The sequence below is a fragment of the uncultured Fibrobacter sp. genome (assembly GCF_946062555.1).
Taxonomy (GTDB): Bacteria; Fibrobacterota; Fibrobacteria; order Fibrobacterales; family Fibrobacteraceae; genus Fibrobacter.
This window is the reverse complement of the sequence record NZ_CAMGVQ010000001.1, coordinates 28,591-47,670: the sequence shown is the minus strand read 5'-3', so window position 1 is coordinate 47,670 and position 19,080 is coordinate 28,591. Positions and strand designations below refer to the sequence as shown.

Sequence of the window (19,080 nt, the reverse complement as noted above, 5' to 3'; positions counted from 1 at the left end):
ACTTGTTAGCTGCTGCAAACATTGTTTGCAAAAATCGCTTTTTTATGAAAACGGCCATTTTTCCTTTTTAGATTTGCACTCCTGAACTTAACGGAGACGCAATTATGAATCGTTCGCAATTCATCGCCTTTGTCAGAGATGTTCACGCGCATCCCGAAAGGCTAGCTTATTACCGCAAAAAATACAAGAACGTTTATCCATTCAGCGATGGAATCTTCAAGATGCTTATGGCAAACGAGGCCAAGCACGAACGCACCATAAAATTTCTGAATGCAATGCTCGGACTGTATGGGGGCAACGCCATAAAAACGTTTACTTTGGGAGTCCCCGAAAACCCTGGTGTACTCAACGACAAAACGGCTATTTTCGATATTTACGGCATCACAGAGGCAAACAGCCCTGTTCTCATCGAAGTCCAGCAAAACTACAACGCCCTTTTCATCGACAGGCTCATCTACTATACGGCACGCGTCATTTCTCGCACAGTCAAGAAGTCGCAAGATTACAATCTCCCCCACATCTATGTGCTTTCGCTCTTGACTGAAAATCAGTTTCCCAAGGAAACGAACACCTATCTGCATCACGCGCAACTCGTTCGCAACCGCCACCTTTTTTACGACAAACTCGACATTTACCTGATTGAACTCGAAAAATTTTTTAGCATCGATGATCTTACGCCCCCCCAAAAAACGCGACATGTCCGACAGAGCGGAAATGTTGCGTATTTTTAGGGACATTCTTGAAGAAAAGGAAATTCCTGTAGATAAGTTGAAAAAATTGCTTGACAAAGACTTTGTTAAGGATGTATCTTTTGGCTCGTACACCGACGAAATTCTTCTGAACGAGGTTGACGGAATGACTGACATGCTTTACGAAAAACAGGGGTCTTACATGCAGGGGCAAGAGGACTTGGTCAAAACGTTGATCGATGCAGGAAAGATTACGGCTGACGAAGCCGAACACTACATCAAGATTTCTAAAGAACAACGACAAAAAAAGAAATAGTATGTTATGGTGTACGGAAACTTGTTCTATCATTCCGCACACAGATAAGGCCGAGCGGCTACAGCAACACGATTCCACAGCGAGGCCAAGGAGCAGTTCAAAATGGATTTCAAGAAATGCAGTGAAGTTTACGGCTACAAGTCCATCGCCGAAGTTGTGCGCCGATTCAACTTCACACACGAAACCATTATTAAGCTCAATGCCCAAATTGCAAAGCATCCTGTCCTGTATAAAACTCCATAGGGCACTTCCTGACTGACTCCGGCAGCGGAATTCATCAGCAAGCCAAGTTTGACTAGAAATGTCCCTCACATACAAAAGCGCACGGACACATACGTACCCGCGCGCCTCTCCACACAAAGTTCCTATTCAGGACCAAACACCTCAGACATCCTGAACGGAACGATGTCAAATTCTATCGTTTCACAATCTTTTGCTGGTAGGCCTTGCCGCCTGCCACCAGTCGCACCAGGTAGACACCCGGCTTAAGGCTACTCAGGTCCACACTGGACTGCGACACCGCCTCGGTCGAGAGTTTCACGACATTTCCATTGACCGCGAAAATATCTAAACGGCGGACATTTCCGGTGAAAATCTCGAGATGGGCCTCGCCAGCGATGTAGCGCATCGGAGCCACAGTCTGCATCTTCGTCCCAACCGCGGTCGTCCCGCCTTCTTCACTAGAGCTACTCGTTTCATCGGTTGTGCTGCTGGAACTTGAGACAGAGCTGCTTGACGGAGCCGAAGCTTCGTCGACATCCACCACGATCAAGAAAAGATTCGCCACATCGCCCTTGGCAACCTTGTGCGTACCCGCAGCAAGTTCCACCGTCACGACACCAGCAGATGCAGTCACCTTGTTGCCGTCTACCTTGACATCCTTCGCAAAGTCACTGTTGAACACGAGCGTCACCGTCGCCTTTTTAGACAAAGTAAATTCAATTAAGGTGGACGATTCCATCTTGAGGCAACGGGTCAGCGTCAAGCCGTCGAACGCCACCGTGCCCTTGCTTGTCGAAAGGCTTCCGATAAAATCAAAGTAGTCGCTCGAAGTCGCATCTTCGGTAAAGTTATGGACAACATCCTTGTCAATCGGAGTCGTAGAAACATCTTCATCAACCGGATCTTCATTTACCCCCACAGAGCTGCTGGACTTAGGGGTCTGCGAGCTGCTCGAGGATTTCGGAGACGACGAACTAGAACTTGTAACCGAGCTACTCGAAGTCGGCGCCACCACGGGCAAGTTGCCTTCGCCCTGAATTGACTTCACCGTTCCCTTGTATGCAACGAGCGCCGACTTGAGAGCCGTATTCACCGCGTACGCAGCGTCATCCACGGAATTGTCGAACGTCCACTTGAAATCGCCTCCGTTCACGCGGCCCGCATACTTCATCACATTCGCCTTGGCCGCGGCAGGTTCATCGGCGGTGTACTTGTACATCACGGAGCTGTTCAAGTCGAAATTATTGTAGGTATTGCCACCCGAAAGCGACTTCACCGACGCGGGCATTTCCTGGTTGCGGCTCGTAATCACATAGGCATCAAAATCCGCCTTACTGTCGATAGAGCCGATGGACGCTTCGGCCCCCTTGAGCATATACTTGCTCGCGCCATACGCAATAAAGGTACCGCCTTCCATGTAGTTGTTGAAAGCCTTGATGGAGCCGCCCGCCTCTTTACTGAACGTGGCGTTGTCGTTGGACTTACTTGTCGTACCGGCGTAAAGGTCACTCCCCTGCATCGAGGTGAGCATCGGGAACTTGCAGTTGCGGAAATAGTTTCCTTCGGCAAAGACCGACGAACCGAGCGTCGAGCCGATACCGTACTTCGCGTTACCATCGTAGTAGTTGTTGTACACATGGGCGCTGTAGTAGCGCACGCGCGGATGGCGGCTATCGGAATGGTCGTACCAGTTGTGATGATAAGTAATGTAGTAGCCATCGGTGGAACCTTCGGAAAGACCCAACAGGTTCGACTTGCCGTTGTCCCAGAAGTGGTTGTAGCTGAAGGTGATGTAGGTGGATTTCTTGCAGTCCAGCGCACCGTCGCCCTTCGCCTGGTCGGCATCGGAGCCCGCATCACCGTAGAAGAAATCGTTGTTGTGCACCCAGACATACTGGTCGTTCTGCTGCAGGCCGATATTGTCGCCTTCGTTGCTGTTCACGTTCATGATGCCCAAATTGCGGATTTCCACATTCTGCGCATTCTTGATGCGGATACCCCAACCGTTCACCACGGCATCTTCACCGACACCTTCCACAGTCACGTAGGTGTTTTCGGAGCTGCCGAGGTCAATCATCATGTCCCCCTGCAACAGCGAATCGGAATCCGTCACGTTGCCGATAAAGCGCAAGTCCAGAGGCGTCGTCTCAAAACCTTTCTTGTAGCAGTTCAAAATGCCCTGAAAACTTTTACAAGTCGTCTTCGAGCCCTTGGCGCTTGTCGTCACGTCCATCGTCACCGTATTCTTGGTGTTCTCGGAGATGTAGAGAATAGCAGCACCGCTCTTGAGCGTACCGTCGGCATTGTAGGCACCGGGAACGCGCCCGTTACTGAACGCAAAACCCGTGCGGTCATGGGCCAGCACCGTCACCATCTTGGTTACAGACGTACCCTCGGCTCCGTTTACCACCGGAGCTATTTTCAAGGTATGTGAACCCGCCTTGAGTCCGAGCACATCGGCACGCATATAGCTACCGTAGCTGCGGATCAACTGTGCGTCGATCTTGTTGCCGTCGCAATAGACATTGTAGCTGGCCGCTCCCGAAACTGGGGCCCATTCCGCGTATGCGGATTCCAACCAGCCTTCGGCCTTGTTCACCGTTACCTGGGCATACGCCCCAGCAAAACCGAGCAGCGCCACACCAATCGCCACCCTAGAGGTCATTTTTGAGCATTTCGAAGCCATATTCGTCCATCCCTTTTTAAAATGTTCTCAAATTTCTTCTCAAAATATACACTCAAAATCAAGCAAAAGCAATACTAAAATCCACATTTATTTCATATTTTTAAAGATTTTACATTATAAAATGTTCTCAAAATTACACAAAAGTACAATAATTAAGAAAAAATTCGCCTGCGGCACCCCCGAAAAGGACTTAAGGAAGCCGGGACGCGTCATTTTTGAAATGTGGATCTCGGAGGAAATTCCGTATCGTACGCCCAGCAAGTAATGGATCCCCTCCCGTTGGTCGAGGATGACTCAAGGAGGTTGGTCGAGGATGACTTAAGGGGGTTGGTCGAGGATGACTCGAGGGGGTTGGTCGAGGACGACTCGAGGGGGTTGGTTAAGGAGGATTTAAGGAACAAAATTGTCTTTTTTTGTGATAATCTGCTTTTTGGGCATAAAATCTTCATATATTGAGGGTATGAAGTTGTTTGTGCGTATTATTTCTACTCTTTTGGTGCTTGCGGCATTCTGTTTTGCCGACACAGCACAGGGTCCCACTTCCATCAAGAAGGCCGTTACCGGCGATTCCGCCGTTGCGACAGTCGACACCGGCAAACTTGCAGTTGATTCCGGCGCCCTGGATTCTATCGGTCGCGCAGCCTCGGCAACTGAAGCCGCCATCCAGAAACAGGCCAAGAAACACGCCGTCTGGATTAAGCTGGAAGGCGACGTGGAACCGTCGATGTACGAATTCTGCGCCCGCGCCATCGACGACGCGCTTCAGGAAAACCCGGACTACATCGTCTTTGAAATCAACACCTTCGGCGGTCGCCTCGACGCCGCCTTCGACCTGGTGGACACCATCATGGCCGTCAAGGGTCCGACTACCATCGCCCTAGTGAAAAAGAAAGCCATCAGCGCGGGTAGCCTCATCGCGCTCGCCTGCCAAAAGCTCTACATGCTCGAGGCCACCACCATCGGCGACTGCGCACCAATAGTGCAGGGAGGCGACGGCACCCCGCAAATCGTCGGCGAAAAAATCCAGTCCCCGCTCCGCGCCAAATTCAGGAACCTTGCCCAGCGCAACGGCTACCCCGAGCTGCTGAGTTCCGCCTTCGTGACGCCGGAACTCGAAATTCTTGAACTCACCGCAACGCTCGACAAGGGCAAGAAATCGCAACGCGACACGGTGCTCATTATCGAAGGAGAAAAATACGCCGTCCTCGACAGCGCCGCCAAGGCCTTCTGGGGCGCCCCGAAAATCCTCGTGAAAGAAGGCGAACTCCTGACCATGACCGACAAGGAAGCCGAAGAACTCGGATTCTCGCAGGGCACCTTCAAGAGCCGCGACGAATTTGAAACCAAGCTCGCCATCGAAAGCAGGAGCGAAGTCGAAACCACCCTCGGCGAAGACATCGCCTCCGCCATCGCAGCGATTTCGGGCATTCTCCTGATACTCGGATTCGGCGCGCTCTACATCGAATTCAAGACACCGGGGTTCGGCCTGTTCGGAATTCTCGGCATCATCCTCATCGGCATCGTATTCCTCGGACAGTTCGCCCCGCAGCTCGACGGCTACATTCCCGCCATCCTGCTGGTGGCCGGCGTGGTACTGTTCCTAGTCGAAATTTTCGTAATGCCGGGAACATTCCTATTCGGCATCGGCGGTATCGTGTGCATGATCCTTGCACTCGCACTTTCGTTCGAGCCCTCGGAAATGCCCGAATACGTCCCCGAAACCATCGAGACGACTTTTGATGCCTCCCCCTGGCTGCTCGGGCTACTCTACATGCTCTGTTGCGCGGGTGTCGCACTCATATTTCCGATTGCAGCTAGCAAGTACCTGATTCCGCTTCTGCCCGAAGGCTGGACGCCCATGCTCAAGACCGATTTGGAAACCGCCGCCTCGCCCACCGAGGCCGTGCAAGAAGTCGCCGTCGGTGACAAAGGTATCGCAAAGACATTCTTACGTCCGGTCGGCCAGGCCCTTATTAACGGAAAACTTTTTGACGTGCAGACCCACGGCGAAATCATCGAAGCCAGCACCCGCATCAAGGTGACCGCCGTACAAGAAGGCCACATCTGGGTGACCGTCGCTAAATCCGAAATGGATGCTTAATTTTTTAAACAAAAAACCGGAGAAAACTAAATGGATACACTCCTTATCATTGGTATCATCGTCGCGGCCATTGCCGTTATCGTTTTACTCGCCTTTATCGGCAAGTTCTTCAGCCTGTGGCTGCAGGCCTTGTTCTCCAAGGCAAACGTGAGCATTTTCCAGCTCATCGGTATGCGCCTGCGTAAGGTTCCGCCGCAGGTGATCGTGGAAGCCCGAATTCTCAGCTGCAAGGCAGGCCTCCCCGTAGATACCAATTTGCTTGAAGCCCACTACCTCTCCCGCGGTAACGTGCTCCGCGTGATTCAGGCCTTAATTGCCGCCAACAAGGCAAACATCAAGCTCGACTTTAAAGAAGCCGCTGCCATCGACCTTGCCGGCCGTAACGTGCTCGAAGCCGTGCAGATGTCAGTGAACCCGAAGGTGATTGAAACGCCGAAGGTTTCCGCCGTGGCTCTCGACGGTATTCAGCTGCATGCCGTGACCCGTATTACCGTGCGTGCCAGCATCCAGAAGCTGGTGGGTGGCGCCGGTGAAGACACCGTGGTCGCCCGCGTGGGCGAAGGCATCGTGAGTTCCATCGGTTCCGCAAAGAGCCACAAGGATGTGCTCGAAAATCCGAACATGATTTCGAAGAAGGTGCTCGCTTCCGGTCTTGACGCCGGTACCGCCTTCGAAATTCTTTCGATCGACATCGCCGACGTGGATGTGGGTCAGAACATTGGTGCCATCCTCGAAACCGACCGTGCCGAAGCCGACAAGAAGATTGCACAGGCCAAAGCAGAAGAACGCCGCGCCATGGCATACGCCGCCGAACAGGAAATGAAGGCGAAGGTCATGGAAATGAAGGCCAAGCTCGTGGAAGCCGAAGCCCAGATTCCCATGGCTATGGCATCGGCCCTTCGCGACGGCAAGCTCGGCGTGATGGACTATTACAACCTCAAGAACATCGAAGCCGACACGCAAATGCGCAAGGAAATCGGCAGCATTCCCGAGGCCAAGTAACCGACTGTAGGGCAATATGGAAACCCTAATCTTCATTGCAATCGCAGTCGTCATCACGATTATCCAGAAGAAGCTGGAAAAGGCGAAGGAGCAGCAGAACCAGTCGCCCCGTCACCAGGAACAGCGTCGCGAAAATGGAGATGTTGACGACGATACGCAGGAGACGAACAGTCCCCCGCGTTCGTTGCAGGATTTGATTCGCCAATTCGAAAACGCCCAGAGGCAAGCGACTCAAGGAAACATTGAGCCACCGACTCCGCCTGTGCATCGCAAACACCCGGAACAGCTGACGCTCCGCGACATTGCCGAAGCCGTTATCGAAGTGGATTTTATCGACCTGGAATTCTTGATGGAAGAATTCGACGTTGACGAAAACACCGCCGCCGAAATGCTGATGGACCTGCAGGCGCACCGCATCGTGGGCCGCGACATGGGCGAAGGCGAATGCGACGTTCTGGTGCACGACCTCGAAGAACTCGACAACTTGCTCAGCCACGAAAAGCGCGCCGAGCTGGATAGAAATGAAAACCTGCGACCGGCTGACGAGCGCGAAAACGACGAAGAAGATAGCGCCCGTCAGCGCGAATTGGAACGCCAACGCGAATTGAACGCCCTCGAAGACCGCGCCAGGTCCGCACGCGAATCGGCTGCCACCATTACAGAAATGGGCGCTTCGGCTGAAGCGAGCGCAGAACCTGCCGCAGCACCCAATCGCCCCCTTGTGTCGACAAGTAACCTTGCCGACGTGAGAAAAGGATTCATCTGGGCGAAAGTCCTGGACGAGCCGCGCTTCAAGCACCGCTGGAGTACGCAGTACCGCTAGGCAACCGACATTACCTTAGACAAAAAGTCCGCTCCTTCGAGCGGACTTTTCTAATTGTAACTAGAGATCCTTCGACTACGGGCTCAGCCCTCCGCTCAGGGACCTTGGCGAACTACTTCTGCCCTTCGCTGGTGCTGAGCAGGTACGCGTTGATGAACGGTTTGATTTTACCGTCGAGCACGCCTGCAGTGTCAGAAGTTTCGACACCGGTACGCAAGTCCTTGACCAACTGGTAAGGCTGCAGCACGTAGCTACGAATCTGGCTACCCCATTCGACCTTTTTCTTTTCGGCCATACGGGCATCGCGCTTGGCTTCTTCTTCCAGGCGGTAATGTTCGGCGACCATGGTCTTGAGCATCTTGTAGCAGGTTTCGCGGTTCTGAATCTGGCTGCGTTCGGTCTGGCAGCTCGCCATAATGCCCGTGGGCAAGTGCGTCATACGCACGGCAGAGTCCGTCTTGTTGATGTACTGGCCACCGGCACCGCTACTGCGATAGGTATCCACGCGAACGTCGGCCATGTCCAAATCAAATTCCACATCTTCGTGTTCCGGGTAAAGGTACACGGCGGTAAAGCTTGTGTGACGGCGGGCGTTTGCGTCGAAGGGGCTGATGCGCACCAAGCGGTGCACGCCGATTTCCGAGCGGAGCAGGCCATAAGCGTTTTCGCAAGTGACTTCGATGGTCGCGCTCTTGAGGCCGGCGTCTTCCGCTTCCTGGAAGTCCACCACCTTGAAGTCCATGTTTTCGCGTTCGAAGAAATGCGTGTACATGCGGAAGAGCATCAGCGCCCAGTCCTGCGACTCGGTGCCGCCAGCCCCCGGGTGAATCGACATCAGGCAGTTGCAGGCATCGTCCGGGCCGTTCAGCATCTTCTTGAATTCCATCGCCTCAATCTTCGACTTGAGTTCAGCGATATCGGAATCAATCGATGCGGTCAGGTCGGCGGATTCTTCCGCCTTGCTCATTTCGTAAAGTTCGGCGAGGTCGTCGCATGTCTGCGAGACTTCTTTCCACGAGTCCAGCAGGGCGCGCAGATTGCCGATCTTTTTCATCATGGACTGCGCCTTGTCCTGATCATTCCACAGGTTCGGGTCGGCGGAGTCCTTTTCCAAAACGTAAAGTTCTTCGGTCTTTGCCTCTAAGTCAAAGATACCCCCAGAGCTTGTCGATGCGCGCACGCAAGTCGATCAGCCCAGTATGTGTAGTTTGGAATGCCATATCAATCCTCAAATTCGGGTAGATATTCTAGCAAATGTGTCATCCTGAGTGTAGAACCGCAGGTTCGAAATCGAAGGATCTAAATCAATCTATAGATTCTTCGACTTCGCTACGCTTCGCTCAGAATGACACCTCTTCTAAGTTCTATTTCTTAAAATTACTTAGCTGCTCCGATAGCCTGCGGCGGAGTGTACTTCGCGTCGAGGTACTGCACCTTGTAGACCTTTCCGAGGCCATCGAGGTATGCCTTGAGCTGAGCCTGGCGGTCCTGTTCGGCCTGCACACGCAGGATGTAGTCGATCTGGTGCTTGTAGCTTTCGTACTTGCCGTCGTTGCGTTCGGTCAGCATGAAGATGGCGATGCCGTCCTTGTCGGTATACGGTTCGGTCATTTCGCCCACCTTGATCTTGTTCACGGCCTTCACGAAGGCGTCACCCTTGGTCTTGGCGACAAACTTGGTCATCACGCCACCGGTCTTCTTGGCAGTCTGGTCGTCGCTGTACATGGCGGCGAGCTGGGCAAACGTAGCCTTCTTGCTGCGCACCTGGGCGGCGAGGCCCTTCAGCATATCCTTGGCATCTTCGATTTCCTGCTTGGACTTGCCCTTGGTTGAAATCACGATGCGGGCACCGCTAATGGAATCGTTGACCTGGACCTTACCCTTGTTGAGTTCCCAGAAAGCTTCCTTCTGCTTTTCGGTCGGATCCTTCGGATACGGGACCTTCTTTTCAAGGATCGCTTCGCTCTTCAGCTGGTCTTCAATCTTTTCACGGAACTGGGCCATGGTGGTATTCGACTTCTTGAGTTCCTTCTGGAAGGCGTCTTCGCTCGGGAATTGGGCCTTGAAGAGTGCGGTCAAGCTGTCGACCTTGCCCTTGTTCACCTTGACCCCCATCTTCTTGGCTTCGAGCTTGATGAGTTCCTGACCTACCAGGTTGTCAATCACGGCATAACGGAGCTGCGTCATGGTCTGGTCATCAATCTTCTTGCCGCGGAACTGCTGTTCGCCGAGCATCTTGGCAAGGCTATCAATCTTACCTGCAGAAATACCGGTCTTTTCGACACGGATCACGTCCAGGCTCTTGGAGTTCAACAACTGAGCAGAAGCGATACCGGCGGCCAGAGCGACCGTCATGATACCGCGAGAAACAAATTTAAAAGAACGCATTTTTATTCCTTTTTAAAATTTTCCGTACCAAATATAGCAAATTAGCCCTTAGAACATAACCCTGTAAGGTAACGTCTTGGAATGTTTGCGGCCCTTGGGGTCAAAGTACGGCGTATGGCGCACGGAATTCGAACGTTTAACCAACGGCTTCGCAATCGATGTAGGCTTTCCATCCCGATACACCATGAAATACTGCATTAAGTCATCGTCGTCCCCGTATCCAACCACAAAACCGGAATCATTTTCGATGACGGTCCAATCAGCCAATTGTTGCACATCCCCATTATGAATCGCATTTCCATGTTCATCGGTACAATATCCACTGCAACCATACTCCTTAGAAAAGTTTCGGCAGACATGATCATCCGTTTCCGAAGCAAAATCAAATTGAAATTTTGTTGTATCAAAAGAGGTCCCATCATTAGAACCATAATGAATTCTGAACAATGTATCATTTTTCACAAATAGTTCGATATACCCCACAGACGAAATGTCTTCCTTCCACGGCTCATGTTCCTCTTCAGCAAGAAGCAACCAATCCTTAAGAATCTTCATTGTCATGTTTGTAGTTCGAACGCCTTCTTTTTTGGGAACATATTCTTTAATAATAGCCTCGACAAATAAGGTGTCTCCCAAATAACTTTTCTGATACACCACGCCGGAATCAATCGGTGCAGAAAGATCGTTAAAGACATACATAAAGTTAGATTCTTGGAAGTATTCTCCATTCCAATAATCAGAATAGATTTGTTTGATGATATTTTTTTCTCTTATGTATTTTGTAGTTGCATAGCTTTCCTGATGCTGTTTATAGGAACTGTCCAAAACAGCGTCATCTAAATCAAAATATATGCCGTACCACCCTTTGTAATACGACATAATCGCATCGGTACAATTTATCGCATGAACAGCAGATGCTAGGGCAAGAGCAAGAACAAATAAACGCATAATAATCCTTTTTCAAATGGAACGGAGATGCCGGAACAAGTCCGGCATGACATCAACAACTAAATTTCTTCTGCGAATTCGCTCATGGGTTTGCGCACGGGGTGGCGTGGCGAGGGGCCGCCTTCGGCGGGGTCGGCGTAGCCCACATCCAAGAAACAGGCAAGCTTCAGGTTTGCCGGGAAGTCGAAGGCCTTTTCGATTTCAGAGGCGTTGAAGCCGCGGGCCCACAAGGTCGCAAGGCCCAAGTCGGTCGCCTGCATCATCATCGAGGTCGTCACGATGCTTGAATCCATGTCGCCACTTACAAAATCATCGTGGTAGGTCACGGGAGAATAGCATTTGTCCTTATCGTAGCAGACCATGAGCACCACAGGGGCGTTGTAGGCCATGCGGGTAATGCCGCGGAGCTTGGCAAGAGCGGCCTCCGACTTGAGAACCTTCACCGTCACCGGCTGGCCATTCACGGCCGTCGGAGAAAGGCGTCCCGCTTCGAGCACGAGGGAAAGTTTTTCGGGTTCTACAGCCTTGTCGCTGGACTTGCGGCAGCTGTAACGATTCTGGGCGAGTTTGATAAATTCCATGGTTTACCTATAAAACATACAACGCAAGCAAAATAATAAAAGCGATAAACGGGATTGCGAAAATCGAGAGGAATCGCAGGCAGTAAAGCGCGACTTTCAAGTTCCAGAAAAACAGGCGCCAGCGGCCCCGCTTTGTCGAGGCAATTTCCGCCTGACAATCGGGACAAATGTTGCCGACCTTGTTACGGTAACGAATGGCAAGATTACTCTGCATCGGGGACATCCCGACCTTGTCGTTAAATTCCTTGTTGCAAACGGAGCATGTGCACTGCATATCTGTAATTATAGTAAGCAGTAGGCAATGGTTACTTCTGTGAACCTTTAAACAGGGTCGTAATGGTCAGGGAATCGCTATCACCCTCGAACCAGCCTCCGAGATAATCGTACCGTAACACCCAAGTGATAACGGTATCTTTTTCAAGTGGTTTTTCCAGCTTATTTTCGAGAAAGAACGGCTCCTTTTCATAAGCAGTCGGGTAACTGCCCAAAAGAGACGCCACAACGGCTGTTGTACACACGGTATTGTCCCCTTGTTTTGTACAATGGCTCCGGTGGCCTTTTTCCGCCCATTCAGGCAAGCCTTCTACCGTAATAAAGTATCCCGTAAACAAGGAATCCATTCCAAAAATCGGTTTTCGGGTATCTAGCGTGTCGAGCGCCATACGGAAAGCATAGGTGTCGAAGAGGGGCGCATTGACGGCCGGAACATAGTCCGTCCAGGCATCACGACCATAATTCAGGAAGGTCGTATCGTAAACGTCCTTGTAGAGTGGCGGCAAATACATCGTATCGCGATAAACCCGGTCGTGCACACACTTGTAACCGGAACGATTACACAACATGGAACCCATCGCATGCCCTTTAGGAACATGAACAATCGGTGGATTCGGGTACGCCACCACTCGTGATTGAGAGAGTTCAGTTGAATACATGACGCTATAACAAAATGTGCCTGTTTGGCAACTAAATGTTTTTTGCGTGGAATCCAAATCACAGTAGACAGGGCGATGGCCGCAATGATAAGAATCGGCCAACTCAGAGCGTTCATCAACGCGAATTCCCACAAGCGTATCGTAGTCATTGAGAAAACGGTCAAAATACTTGAAGCCGATATAGTTATGTTTTGTAACCACCGTATCTTCATAAACGGTATCGCCATAGACAATCACCGTATCGCGAATAAAGACCGTATCGCAACGGACCTGCAAAGAGTCCCACTCATCCTCTGGCAAGATCTGCGTTTTCCCGGCACTGCACCTGCCATCGGGATCGTACCCCTCCGGTAGCGGATTCAAGGTTCCACTATCGCACGAGGTCAGCGTAACAGAGACAACCAACATCAAAAAAATCAAGAACAAACGAAGCATGACTGCAATATAGCAAACCATTACTTCTTCTTAACAGCAATCAGCACCACAGAGCCGAGAATTAAAATAATTCCTGCAATTAGGCGGCTAGTGAGAATTTCACCAAAGACAAGTACACCAATGCTCACTGCCGTCACGGGTTCCAAAGCTCCCAAAATTGCCGTCGGAGTAGACCCTATGCTTTTTACAGCCTTCACCATAAAAATCAGTGAAAGCACCGTCGGCACAAGGCCAAGCATAAAGCCCCAGCCCCATGAAGTAGCTTCGATAAGCACCGGCGGGAGGCCCGAGCCGAGCGTTACCGAATAAAGCAACAAAAAGGACATGCAAAAGCAGATGGCATAAAAAGTCATCTTCACCGAACCCATCTGCAAGTTGATGCGGTTTGCCATTACCATGTACACCGCATACGAAATAGAAGACGCAAACACGAGCGCAAGTCCCACCGTACTCAACGCCACACCGTCACCACCACGGTACAGGAGGGCGATACCCGCCATCGAGACCACAATCGAGACGACCGTCCATAACTTGATTTTTTCCTTGAAGAAAATCGCCATAAGTACAGAAACTTCGAGCGGGTAAAGGAACAAAAGCGTCGAAGCGAGCCCCGCATCCATGTACTTGAACGAGGCGTAATACGTAAGCGAACTCACCGCAAATAAGAAACCGAAAGCGACAAGCGCCCCACACTCGCGAAGCGTTATCTTAAAACGAGAACCCTTCGCAAGCATCACCGCTAAAAGCAAGAGCGCCGCTGTAAAGAATCGGTAAAAGAGAACCGTCTCGGGAGAATAATTCTGGGCATACAGATGCAACGCCCCCAGCGGATTCGTACCGTAACAAATCGCGGAAAGAGCTGCAAAAATAAAACCCTTGAGAGAGGCAATCACACGATCAACCATATTCAATACCGATAAAATAGAAATAACATTGAAGACAAACCCGTTCACTATTCAAATAAAAATGGACGCTATCAACATCAGATGCAGTTATATAATTCACTCTGAGATTAGAGAAGCATTCATATTCACCCTCATAACATCCTCAAAATAGGGTTCCCCAAAAAATCAAAAAAGAAATTCCTATTTTCCGCATCCTTATATCCTCCAAAAATCAACCACATAGTTCAAATCAGGGAAGTCTGCTTTTGCAACAACATTTCCCTGTGTTTGCACAAACGGTACCCATATAATCCTCGTATTTTGATGAATTACAATACTCTTAGCATATATAGCACCATAAAAGTTTTTGCCAGATTGTCCAACAACAACTTCTGCATTCGGAGCAACAATCGTTCCACTCCATTGGAAATCATTTCCTACAAGGAACACAATATGACCTCAAAAAAAATATAATTTAATAACGACAAACGGTTTCATTATATTCCTCTATATCAAAATAGCACATTCTTTCAGAACATGAAGAAAATTTGAGCACACGCTCCGAATTCGAAGAATGCTCCAAATAAGGAATGTTGAATTCATCGTATTCGGAGTTAATTAAAATATTTTTTCTCCAAATGTCAATTCGAAATTGATTCCATTTTGCAGTATCCTGTTCAGAAATTATATGATACCGAACTCCCTGTGAATTTCCATATTCATTAATTTTAAAACTTTCTCTAGGGATAAATACGTTAAATTTTGAAATATCTGTATTTGCATAAACAATAGATGAAAGAATAGAAGAGTTAAATTCGTTTCCATATTGTTCTTCATCTATTACACAGATAAAAACCCTCCATAAAGAAGTGTCCTCTGATGATATACAATTTTCTTTTTCATCAAATGTAACAATACTCAATGCACTATCTTCAATCGAAGTTTTACACAAAATAACATTTTCTTTATAACCATTTTTTTTACGATGATCTCGTTCTAGTTTTGTTTTTCCATCACAAATTTGTTTGTTGTCTAAATAAAATAAAATGCTATCTATATCTGTGGTTGACCAATAATTGATCTTCAGTACATGAAAACATTCAGAGGGTTCCTCTGAACAAGCTATTAGGAAAAAGATAACCGCAAAAAAGAAGCCTTTTAATGCGGAGATCCCCGCCTTCGCGGGGATGACATTATTGCGCGTGAAAGGCATATTAAATCGCAAACTTCGTAGCATCAGCCAACTGCACGCTGGCGATGCGGGAAATACCCTTGATTTCCTGCGTCACACCGTAGAGCATGTCGGCTTCGGCCATGGTACGCTTGTTATGCGTCACCACGATGAACAAGGTCTGCTTGCTGAATTCGCGGAGCAGCGCCATGAAACGACCCACGTTAGCGTCATCGAGCGGGCCGTCGACTTCGTCCAGCACGCAGTACGGCGACGGTTTTTCCATGTAGATAGCGAACAGCAAAGCCGTTGCGGTCAGGGCATGTTCACCACCGGAAAGTGCCTTGATACCGCGCATTTTCTTACCCGTCGGGCGCACGTTGATTTCGATGTCGGCATCGAGGATATCCATGGGCTTACCCATTTCGTCCACCTTTTCGACAAGGCTCATCTTGGTTTCGCCGTTCAGGAACAGCTTGCTGAACACGAACTGGAAGTTCTTCTGGATGCGGGCAAACGTATCGAGGTAACGGCTGCGGGCAATGTCGTCGAGCTTGGTAATGGTGCGGTCGAGCGAAGCGCGAGCACGGTCCAGGTCGTCGAACTGCGCTTCCACTTCCAACAGGCGCTTCTTTTCGTCTTCGTAGTCTTCCATCACGTTCACGTTGATGGGGCCTAGTTCCTTAATCTTTCCGCGGAGTTCGCGGATTTCACGGTCGGCTTCGGGCTGGCTGTATTCCACGCGCTCGATGTCGTCGGGGTTCGCAAGGTCTACACTGTATTCGTTGGTGATGCGTTCGGTGAGGCGGTCGAGGTTTGCCTGCAAGGCTTCCTGCCTGCGGCCCACATCGTTCAATTCCTTCATTTTCTCGATCATGTCGTCGCGGAGACGGTTGACTTCGCTGCGCCATTCTTCGAGGTCGCCCGAAACAAGTTCGTACTTTTCGCGGGCCAAGTCGCGCTGATTTTCCAGTTCACGCAGAGCGGAATCCTTACTCTGCACCTGGTCGGCGACTCCCCTGCCGTCTTCCTCGTTCTTCTGGATGGCGGCCTGGTTCTTTTCAATTTCTGCCTTGCGGCCCTGAATCGCATTTTCCAAGAATTCCACCTGTTCGGCGATGTAGTTCAAACGGTTCGTATTCTGCGAGAGCTTTGCAGTCTTGTCCTGGGCACTGCGTTCCAATTCGCGAACATCTTCTTCCTTTTCGCGGAACATGGAGTCCTGTTCGCCGAGTTCATCGTTCACGCGGGAATATTCTTCTTCGATCTTTTCGAGAGAAGCCTGGGCGTCCATGAGTTCCTGGTCGCTGTTCTTAGAGGCTTCCGCCGCCTGAATCTTGGATTCGGCGTTCTGCATTTCGCCCTGCAACTGCGCAAGTCTGCGGTCGCAACCGGCGATAATGTTATTCTGGATTGAAATGCCGGCGTTTCCGCCGCGCTTCATATCTTCTTTTTCGCGGATTTCGTCGACCAACGAGGCAAGCATCTGCGTGTCTTCGTCGACCAAATCCTGCAAGCGGCCAATTTCTTCTTCGGCCTGAGCCACTTCAAGGTTCACGCCTTCCAACAGGCTGTTCGCCTCGGCAATTTCGTTCTTGCGGCTGAGCGTTCCAGACGTCGCCGTACCGCTGCTCATGAGGCCGCTCGTACGCACAATGCCTTCGGGCGCCACAAAGCAGAGGTCTTCGCCGCGCATAGCTCGCGCAAGGCGCACCGCCGTCTGCAAGCTATCTACGACAAAGTAACGAGAAAGCAGCGCCTTGAGCCAGCCTGCAATCTGTTCGTCGGCAGTCACATAATCCTTGAGGCAACCCACTACGCCGTCGCCTTGGAGAGAGCCGGAATAGGGTTCGGCACCGGCACCCACCAGCGCGAGCACCGCCTTGCCTACGTTTTCGCCCTTCATGGCATCCACCGCGGCAATGGCGGCATCGTCCGAGGCAACGACCACGGCATCCATCAAGTCACCGAGGGCGGCCTCCACTTGAGCGGCATATTCGGGAGCGGCTTCGATACGTTCCGACAGGAGCCCGCCCACCAGGTCCGCCTTATGCTCCATGAGCCAGCGGCTAGCGTCGGTGCCCTCGTTGGCAACGCTCTGTAAAACGTCGATTCGAGAGGTGAGCCTTGCCACCTCGTTCTTCAGTTCCTGCAGTTTCTTCTGGGCTTCGAGCAAATCGGCGCGTTCGGCATCGAGTCGCTCTTCGCGCGTCGAGCGCTGTTCGGTAAGGCGTTCCAGGTCGGCATCGGCAGCTTCAAGGCCCGCATTGATGTCGGCAAGGGCAGATTCGGCATTCACCTTCTGCGACTGCACCTGTTCCATTTCGCTACGCCACTTGGAGAGGTTCGCTTGCAACAGGCCCGATTCTGCGTCCATACGCTCGAAACGGCTCTTGAGGGAGTTCACCTGGTTCGTCTTCTGCAGGCGTTCGTTCGCAAGTTCCCTTGACTGGGTACGCAGGTCGTCCACCTTGTCGCGCATGACCTGCAAAATTTCGCGTTCACGCTCCAGCAGCGCGTTCATTTCGTCCACGTCGCTGTCGGAACTGAGCACCGCATTTTCTTCTTCCAAACGAGCGCGTTCAGAGAGAAGTTCCTGCACCTTGCCTGTGTTGCGGTCAATTTCTTCCTGGGATTTTTCGTTCGCGGCTTCCAAGTTGGAAATCACGTCGCGAATACGGCCCATGCTGTTGTTCAAGTCGTTGAGTTCGATAGTCGCCTTCTGCACCTCGCGTTCCAAGTCGCGGTAGGCGTTTTCGTCTTCGGCAATCAACAGCTTCTTTTCGTCAATTTTTGCCTGCAACACCGTCGCATTCGTCTTCGAATTCTCCACATCGTAGTTCAGACGGCGGGTCGCAGTATCGAGGGTAGCAAGCCCCTCTTTCATGTCCTCGAACTTGTCGATACTGACCGAGAGGTCCAGTTCACGCAGGCGCTTGCTGAGACGCTTAAATTCGTTGACCTTTTCGGCCTGGGTCTCGTACAGTTTTACGGAACGACGCACGCTGCGCAGGTTGTCTTCCACGCGTTCCATGTCCATCTGCACGCGTTCCAGCTGGCGGCGGGTTTCCTTGCGCTGCTGCTTGTACTTGCTCACGCCGGCGGCTTCTTCGAACAGCACGCGGCGGTCGTCCGCCTTGTCAGAAAGAACCGCCTTGATCATGTCGGCGTTCATCTGCGAATAGGTACTGGAACCGAGGCCCGAGTCAAAAAGCAAGGCATGCACGTCGCGAAGGCGGCATTCCTGGTTGTTGATCAGGTATTCGCCCGAACCGTCACGGTGCACGCGGCGGGTCACAATCACTTCGGAATATTCGGAATTGAGCGTTCCATCGCTGTTGTCGATCACAATGGAAACTTCGGCAAGGCTCATGGCGGCACGTTCTTCGGTACCGCTAAAAATCACGTCCTGCATCTTGCTCATACGGAGCGATGCAGCCTTCTGTTCACCCAGAACCCAGCGGATAGCGTCGGTAATGTTCGACTTGCCGCACCCGTTCGGCCCCACCACGGCGGTGAGCCCCTTCGTCGGGAAGTTGATTTCAGTCCTTTGCGCAAAGGACTTAAAGCCAAAAATCTTTAACTTTGTAATCTGCACTGGGACTTAATTTAGTAAAGTAGACTCAAGGAAATGGAATGGCATTCCCAAACTTCGCTTTAGAAACTGCATGGATCCCCTCCCGTTGGTCGAGGATGACGCTACGGCTTACATCATCAGAAACAAACCAAGGATGACGTTTCCACCCTCGTCATTCTGGAGCGAGTCGAGGACGACGTTTCCACCTTAGTCATTCTGGAACGAGTCGAGGACGACGTTTCCACCTTCGTCATTCTGGAGCGAGCGGAGCGAGTGACGGAATCCAGCACTTATTTTGACAGCAGAATCCTGCAACTCAAGCGAA

Annotated in this window: 17 protein-coding genes; 6 read left to right on the top strand and 11 right to left on the bottom strand. The window is 51.0% G+C overall.

All coding sequences use genetic code 11. The features are described 5' to 3' along the window. Positions 1-104 precede the first annotated feature (104 nt). The 3 genes from Q0P86_RS00195 (at position 105) to Q0P86_RS00185 (ending at position 1,248) form a co-directional block, all read left to right on the top strand. On the top strand, positions 105-731 hold the full coding sequence (locus tag Q0P86_RS00195) for a PD-(D/E)XK nuclease family transposase (RefSeq protein ID WP_295036601.1): 627 nt from the start codon (positions 105-107) through the stop codon (positions 729-731). Continuing rightward, complete coding sequence (locus Q0P86_RS00190) at positions 715-1,005, top strand: hypothetical protein (RefSeq protein ID WP_295036600.1); 291 nt, start codon at positions 715-717, stop codon at positions 1,003-1,005. The genes Q0P86_RS00195 and Q0P86_RS00190 overlap by 17 nt, the downstream gene beginning before the upstream one ends. Positions 1,006-1,107: 102 nt before the next feature. Continuing rightward, positions 1,108-1,248, top strand: a complete 141-nt coding sequence (locus Q0P86_RS00185) for a hypothetical protein (protein ID WP_295036599.1) — start codon at positions 1,108-1,110, stop codon at positions 1,246-1,248. A 172-nt stretch (positions 1,249-1,420) separates the two neighbouring features. Here Q0P86_RS00185 and Q0P86_RS00180 read toward each other — a convergent pair whose 3' ends face one another. Then, complete coding sequence (locus Q0P86_RS00180; RefSeq protein WP_295036598.1) at positions 1,421-3,913, bottom strand: T9SS type A sorting domain-containing protein; 2,493 nt, start codon at positions 3,911-3,913, stop codon at positions 1,421-1,423. Between the two features lie 460 nt (positions 3,914-4,373). Between Q0P86_RS00180 and Q0P86_RS00175 the strand changes: the two genes are divergently transcribed. From Q0P86_RS00175 to Q0P86_RS00165, 3 genes are read left to right on the top strand one after another with little or no spacing between them, the layout of a single operon-like run. Further along, positions 4,374-6,014 carry an ATP-dependent Clp protease proteolytic subunit gene (locus tag Q0P86_RS00175; RefSeq protein ID WP_295036596.1) on the top strand — a complete coding sequence of 547 codons (1,641 nt, stop codon included), beginning with the start codon at positions 4,374-4,376 and terminating at the stop codon, positions 6,012-6,014. A 30-nt stretch (positions 6,015-6,044) separates the two neighbouring features. Beyond that, positions 6,045-7,016, top strand: coding sequence for a flotillin-like protein FloA (floA, locus tag Q0P86_RS00170; RefSeq protein ID WP_295036595.1), 972 nt, complete (start codon positions 6,045-6,047; stop codon positions 7,014-7,016). Positions 7,017-7,032: 16 nt separating this feature from the next. Beyond that, positions 7,033-7,839, top strand: coding sequence for a hypothetical protein (locus Q0P86_RS00165; protein ID WP_295036594.1), 807 nt, complete (start codon positions 7,033-7,035; stop codon positions 7,837-7,839). Positions 7,840-7,951: 112 nt separating this feature from the next. Here Q0P86_RS00165 and prfB read toward each other — a convergent pair. From prfB to smc, 10 genes are all read right to left on the bottom strand, one after another. Further along, positions 7,952-9,059 (bottom strand): peptide chain release factor 2 gene (gene prfB, locus Q0P86_RS00160; RefSeq protein ID WP_290995886.1). Its coding sequence is split into 2 segments (ribosomal slippage): positions 7,952-8,986 and positions 8,988-9,059, totalling 1,107 coding nucleotides; the frame shifts between segments, so codons are not numbered across the junction. A gap of 157 nt (positions 9,060-9,216) precedes the next feature. Continuing rightward, entirely contained in the window at positions 9,217-10,227 is a 1,011-nt protein-coding gene (locus Q0P86_RS00155; protein WP_295036592.1) for a peptidylprolyl isomerase, read from the bottom strand. A 48-nt stretch (positions 10,228-10,275) separates the two neighbouring features. Continuing rightward, on the bottom strand, positions 10,276-11,175 hold the full coding sequence (locus tag Q0P86_RS00150; protein WP_295036590.1) for a hypothetical protein: 900 nt from the start codon (positions 11,173-11,175) through the stop codon (positions 10,276-10,278). A 59-nt stretch (positions 11,176-11,234) separates the two neighbouring features. After that, entirely contained in the window at positions 11,235-11,756 is a 522-nt protein-coding gene (locus Q0P86_RS00145; RefSeq protein WP_295036589.1) for a nitroreductase family protein, read from the bottom strand. Positions 11,757-11,763: 7 nt separating this feature from the next. Then, on the bottom strand, positions 11,764-12,030 hold the full coding sequence (locus Q0P86_RS00140) for a hypothetical protein (protein WP_295036588.1): 267 nt from the start codon (positions 12,028-12,030) through the stop codon (positions 11,764-11,766). Between the two features lie 31 nt (positions 12,031-12,061). Next, positions 12,062-13,123: a hypothetical protein gene (locus tag Q0P86_RS00135; protein WP_295036587.1), complete on the bottom strand. Its 1,062-nt coding sequence runs from the start codon at positions 13,121-13,123 to the stop codon at positions 12,062-12,064. A 20-nt stretch (positions 13,124-13,143) separates the two neighbouring features. Beyond that, complete coding sequence (locus Q0P86_RS00130; RefSeq protein WP_295036586.1) at positions 13,144-14,028, bottom strand: DMT family transporter; 885 nt, start codon at positions 14,026-14,028, stop codon at positions 13,144-13,146. A 195-nt stretch (positions 14,029-14,223) separates the two neighbouring features. Then, positions 14,224-14,457, bottom strand: coding sequence for a collagen-binding domain-containing protein (locus Q0P86_RS00125; RefSeq protein WP_295036585.1), 234 nt, complete (start codon positions 14,455-14,457; stop codon positions 14,224-14,226). Positions 14,458-14,482: 25 nt separating this feature from the next. Further along, a complete protein-coding gene (locus Q0P86_RS00120) occupies positions 14,483-15,220 on the bottom strand; it encodes a hypothetical protein (RefSeq protein WP_295036584.1) in 738 nt (245 codons plus the stop codon). A 1-nt stretch (position 15,221) separates the two neighbouring features. Continuing rightward, a complete protein-coding gene (gene smc / locus Q0P86_RS00115; RefSeq protein WP_295036582.1) occupies positions 15,222-18,776 on the bottom strand; it encodes a chromosome segregation protein SMC in 3,555 nt (1,184 codons plus the stop codon). Positions 18,777-19,080 lie beyond the last annotated feature (304 nt).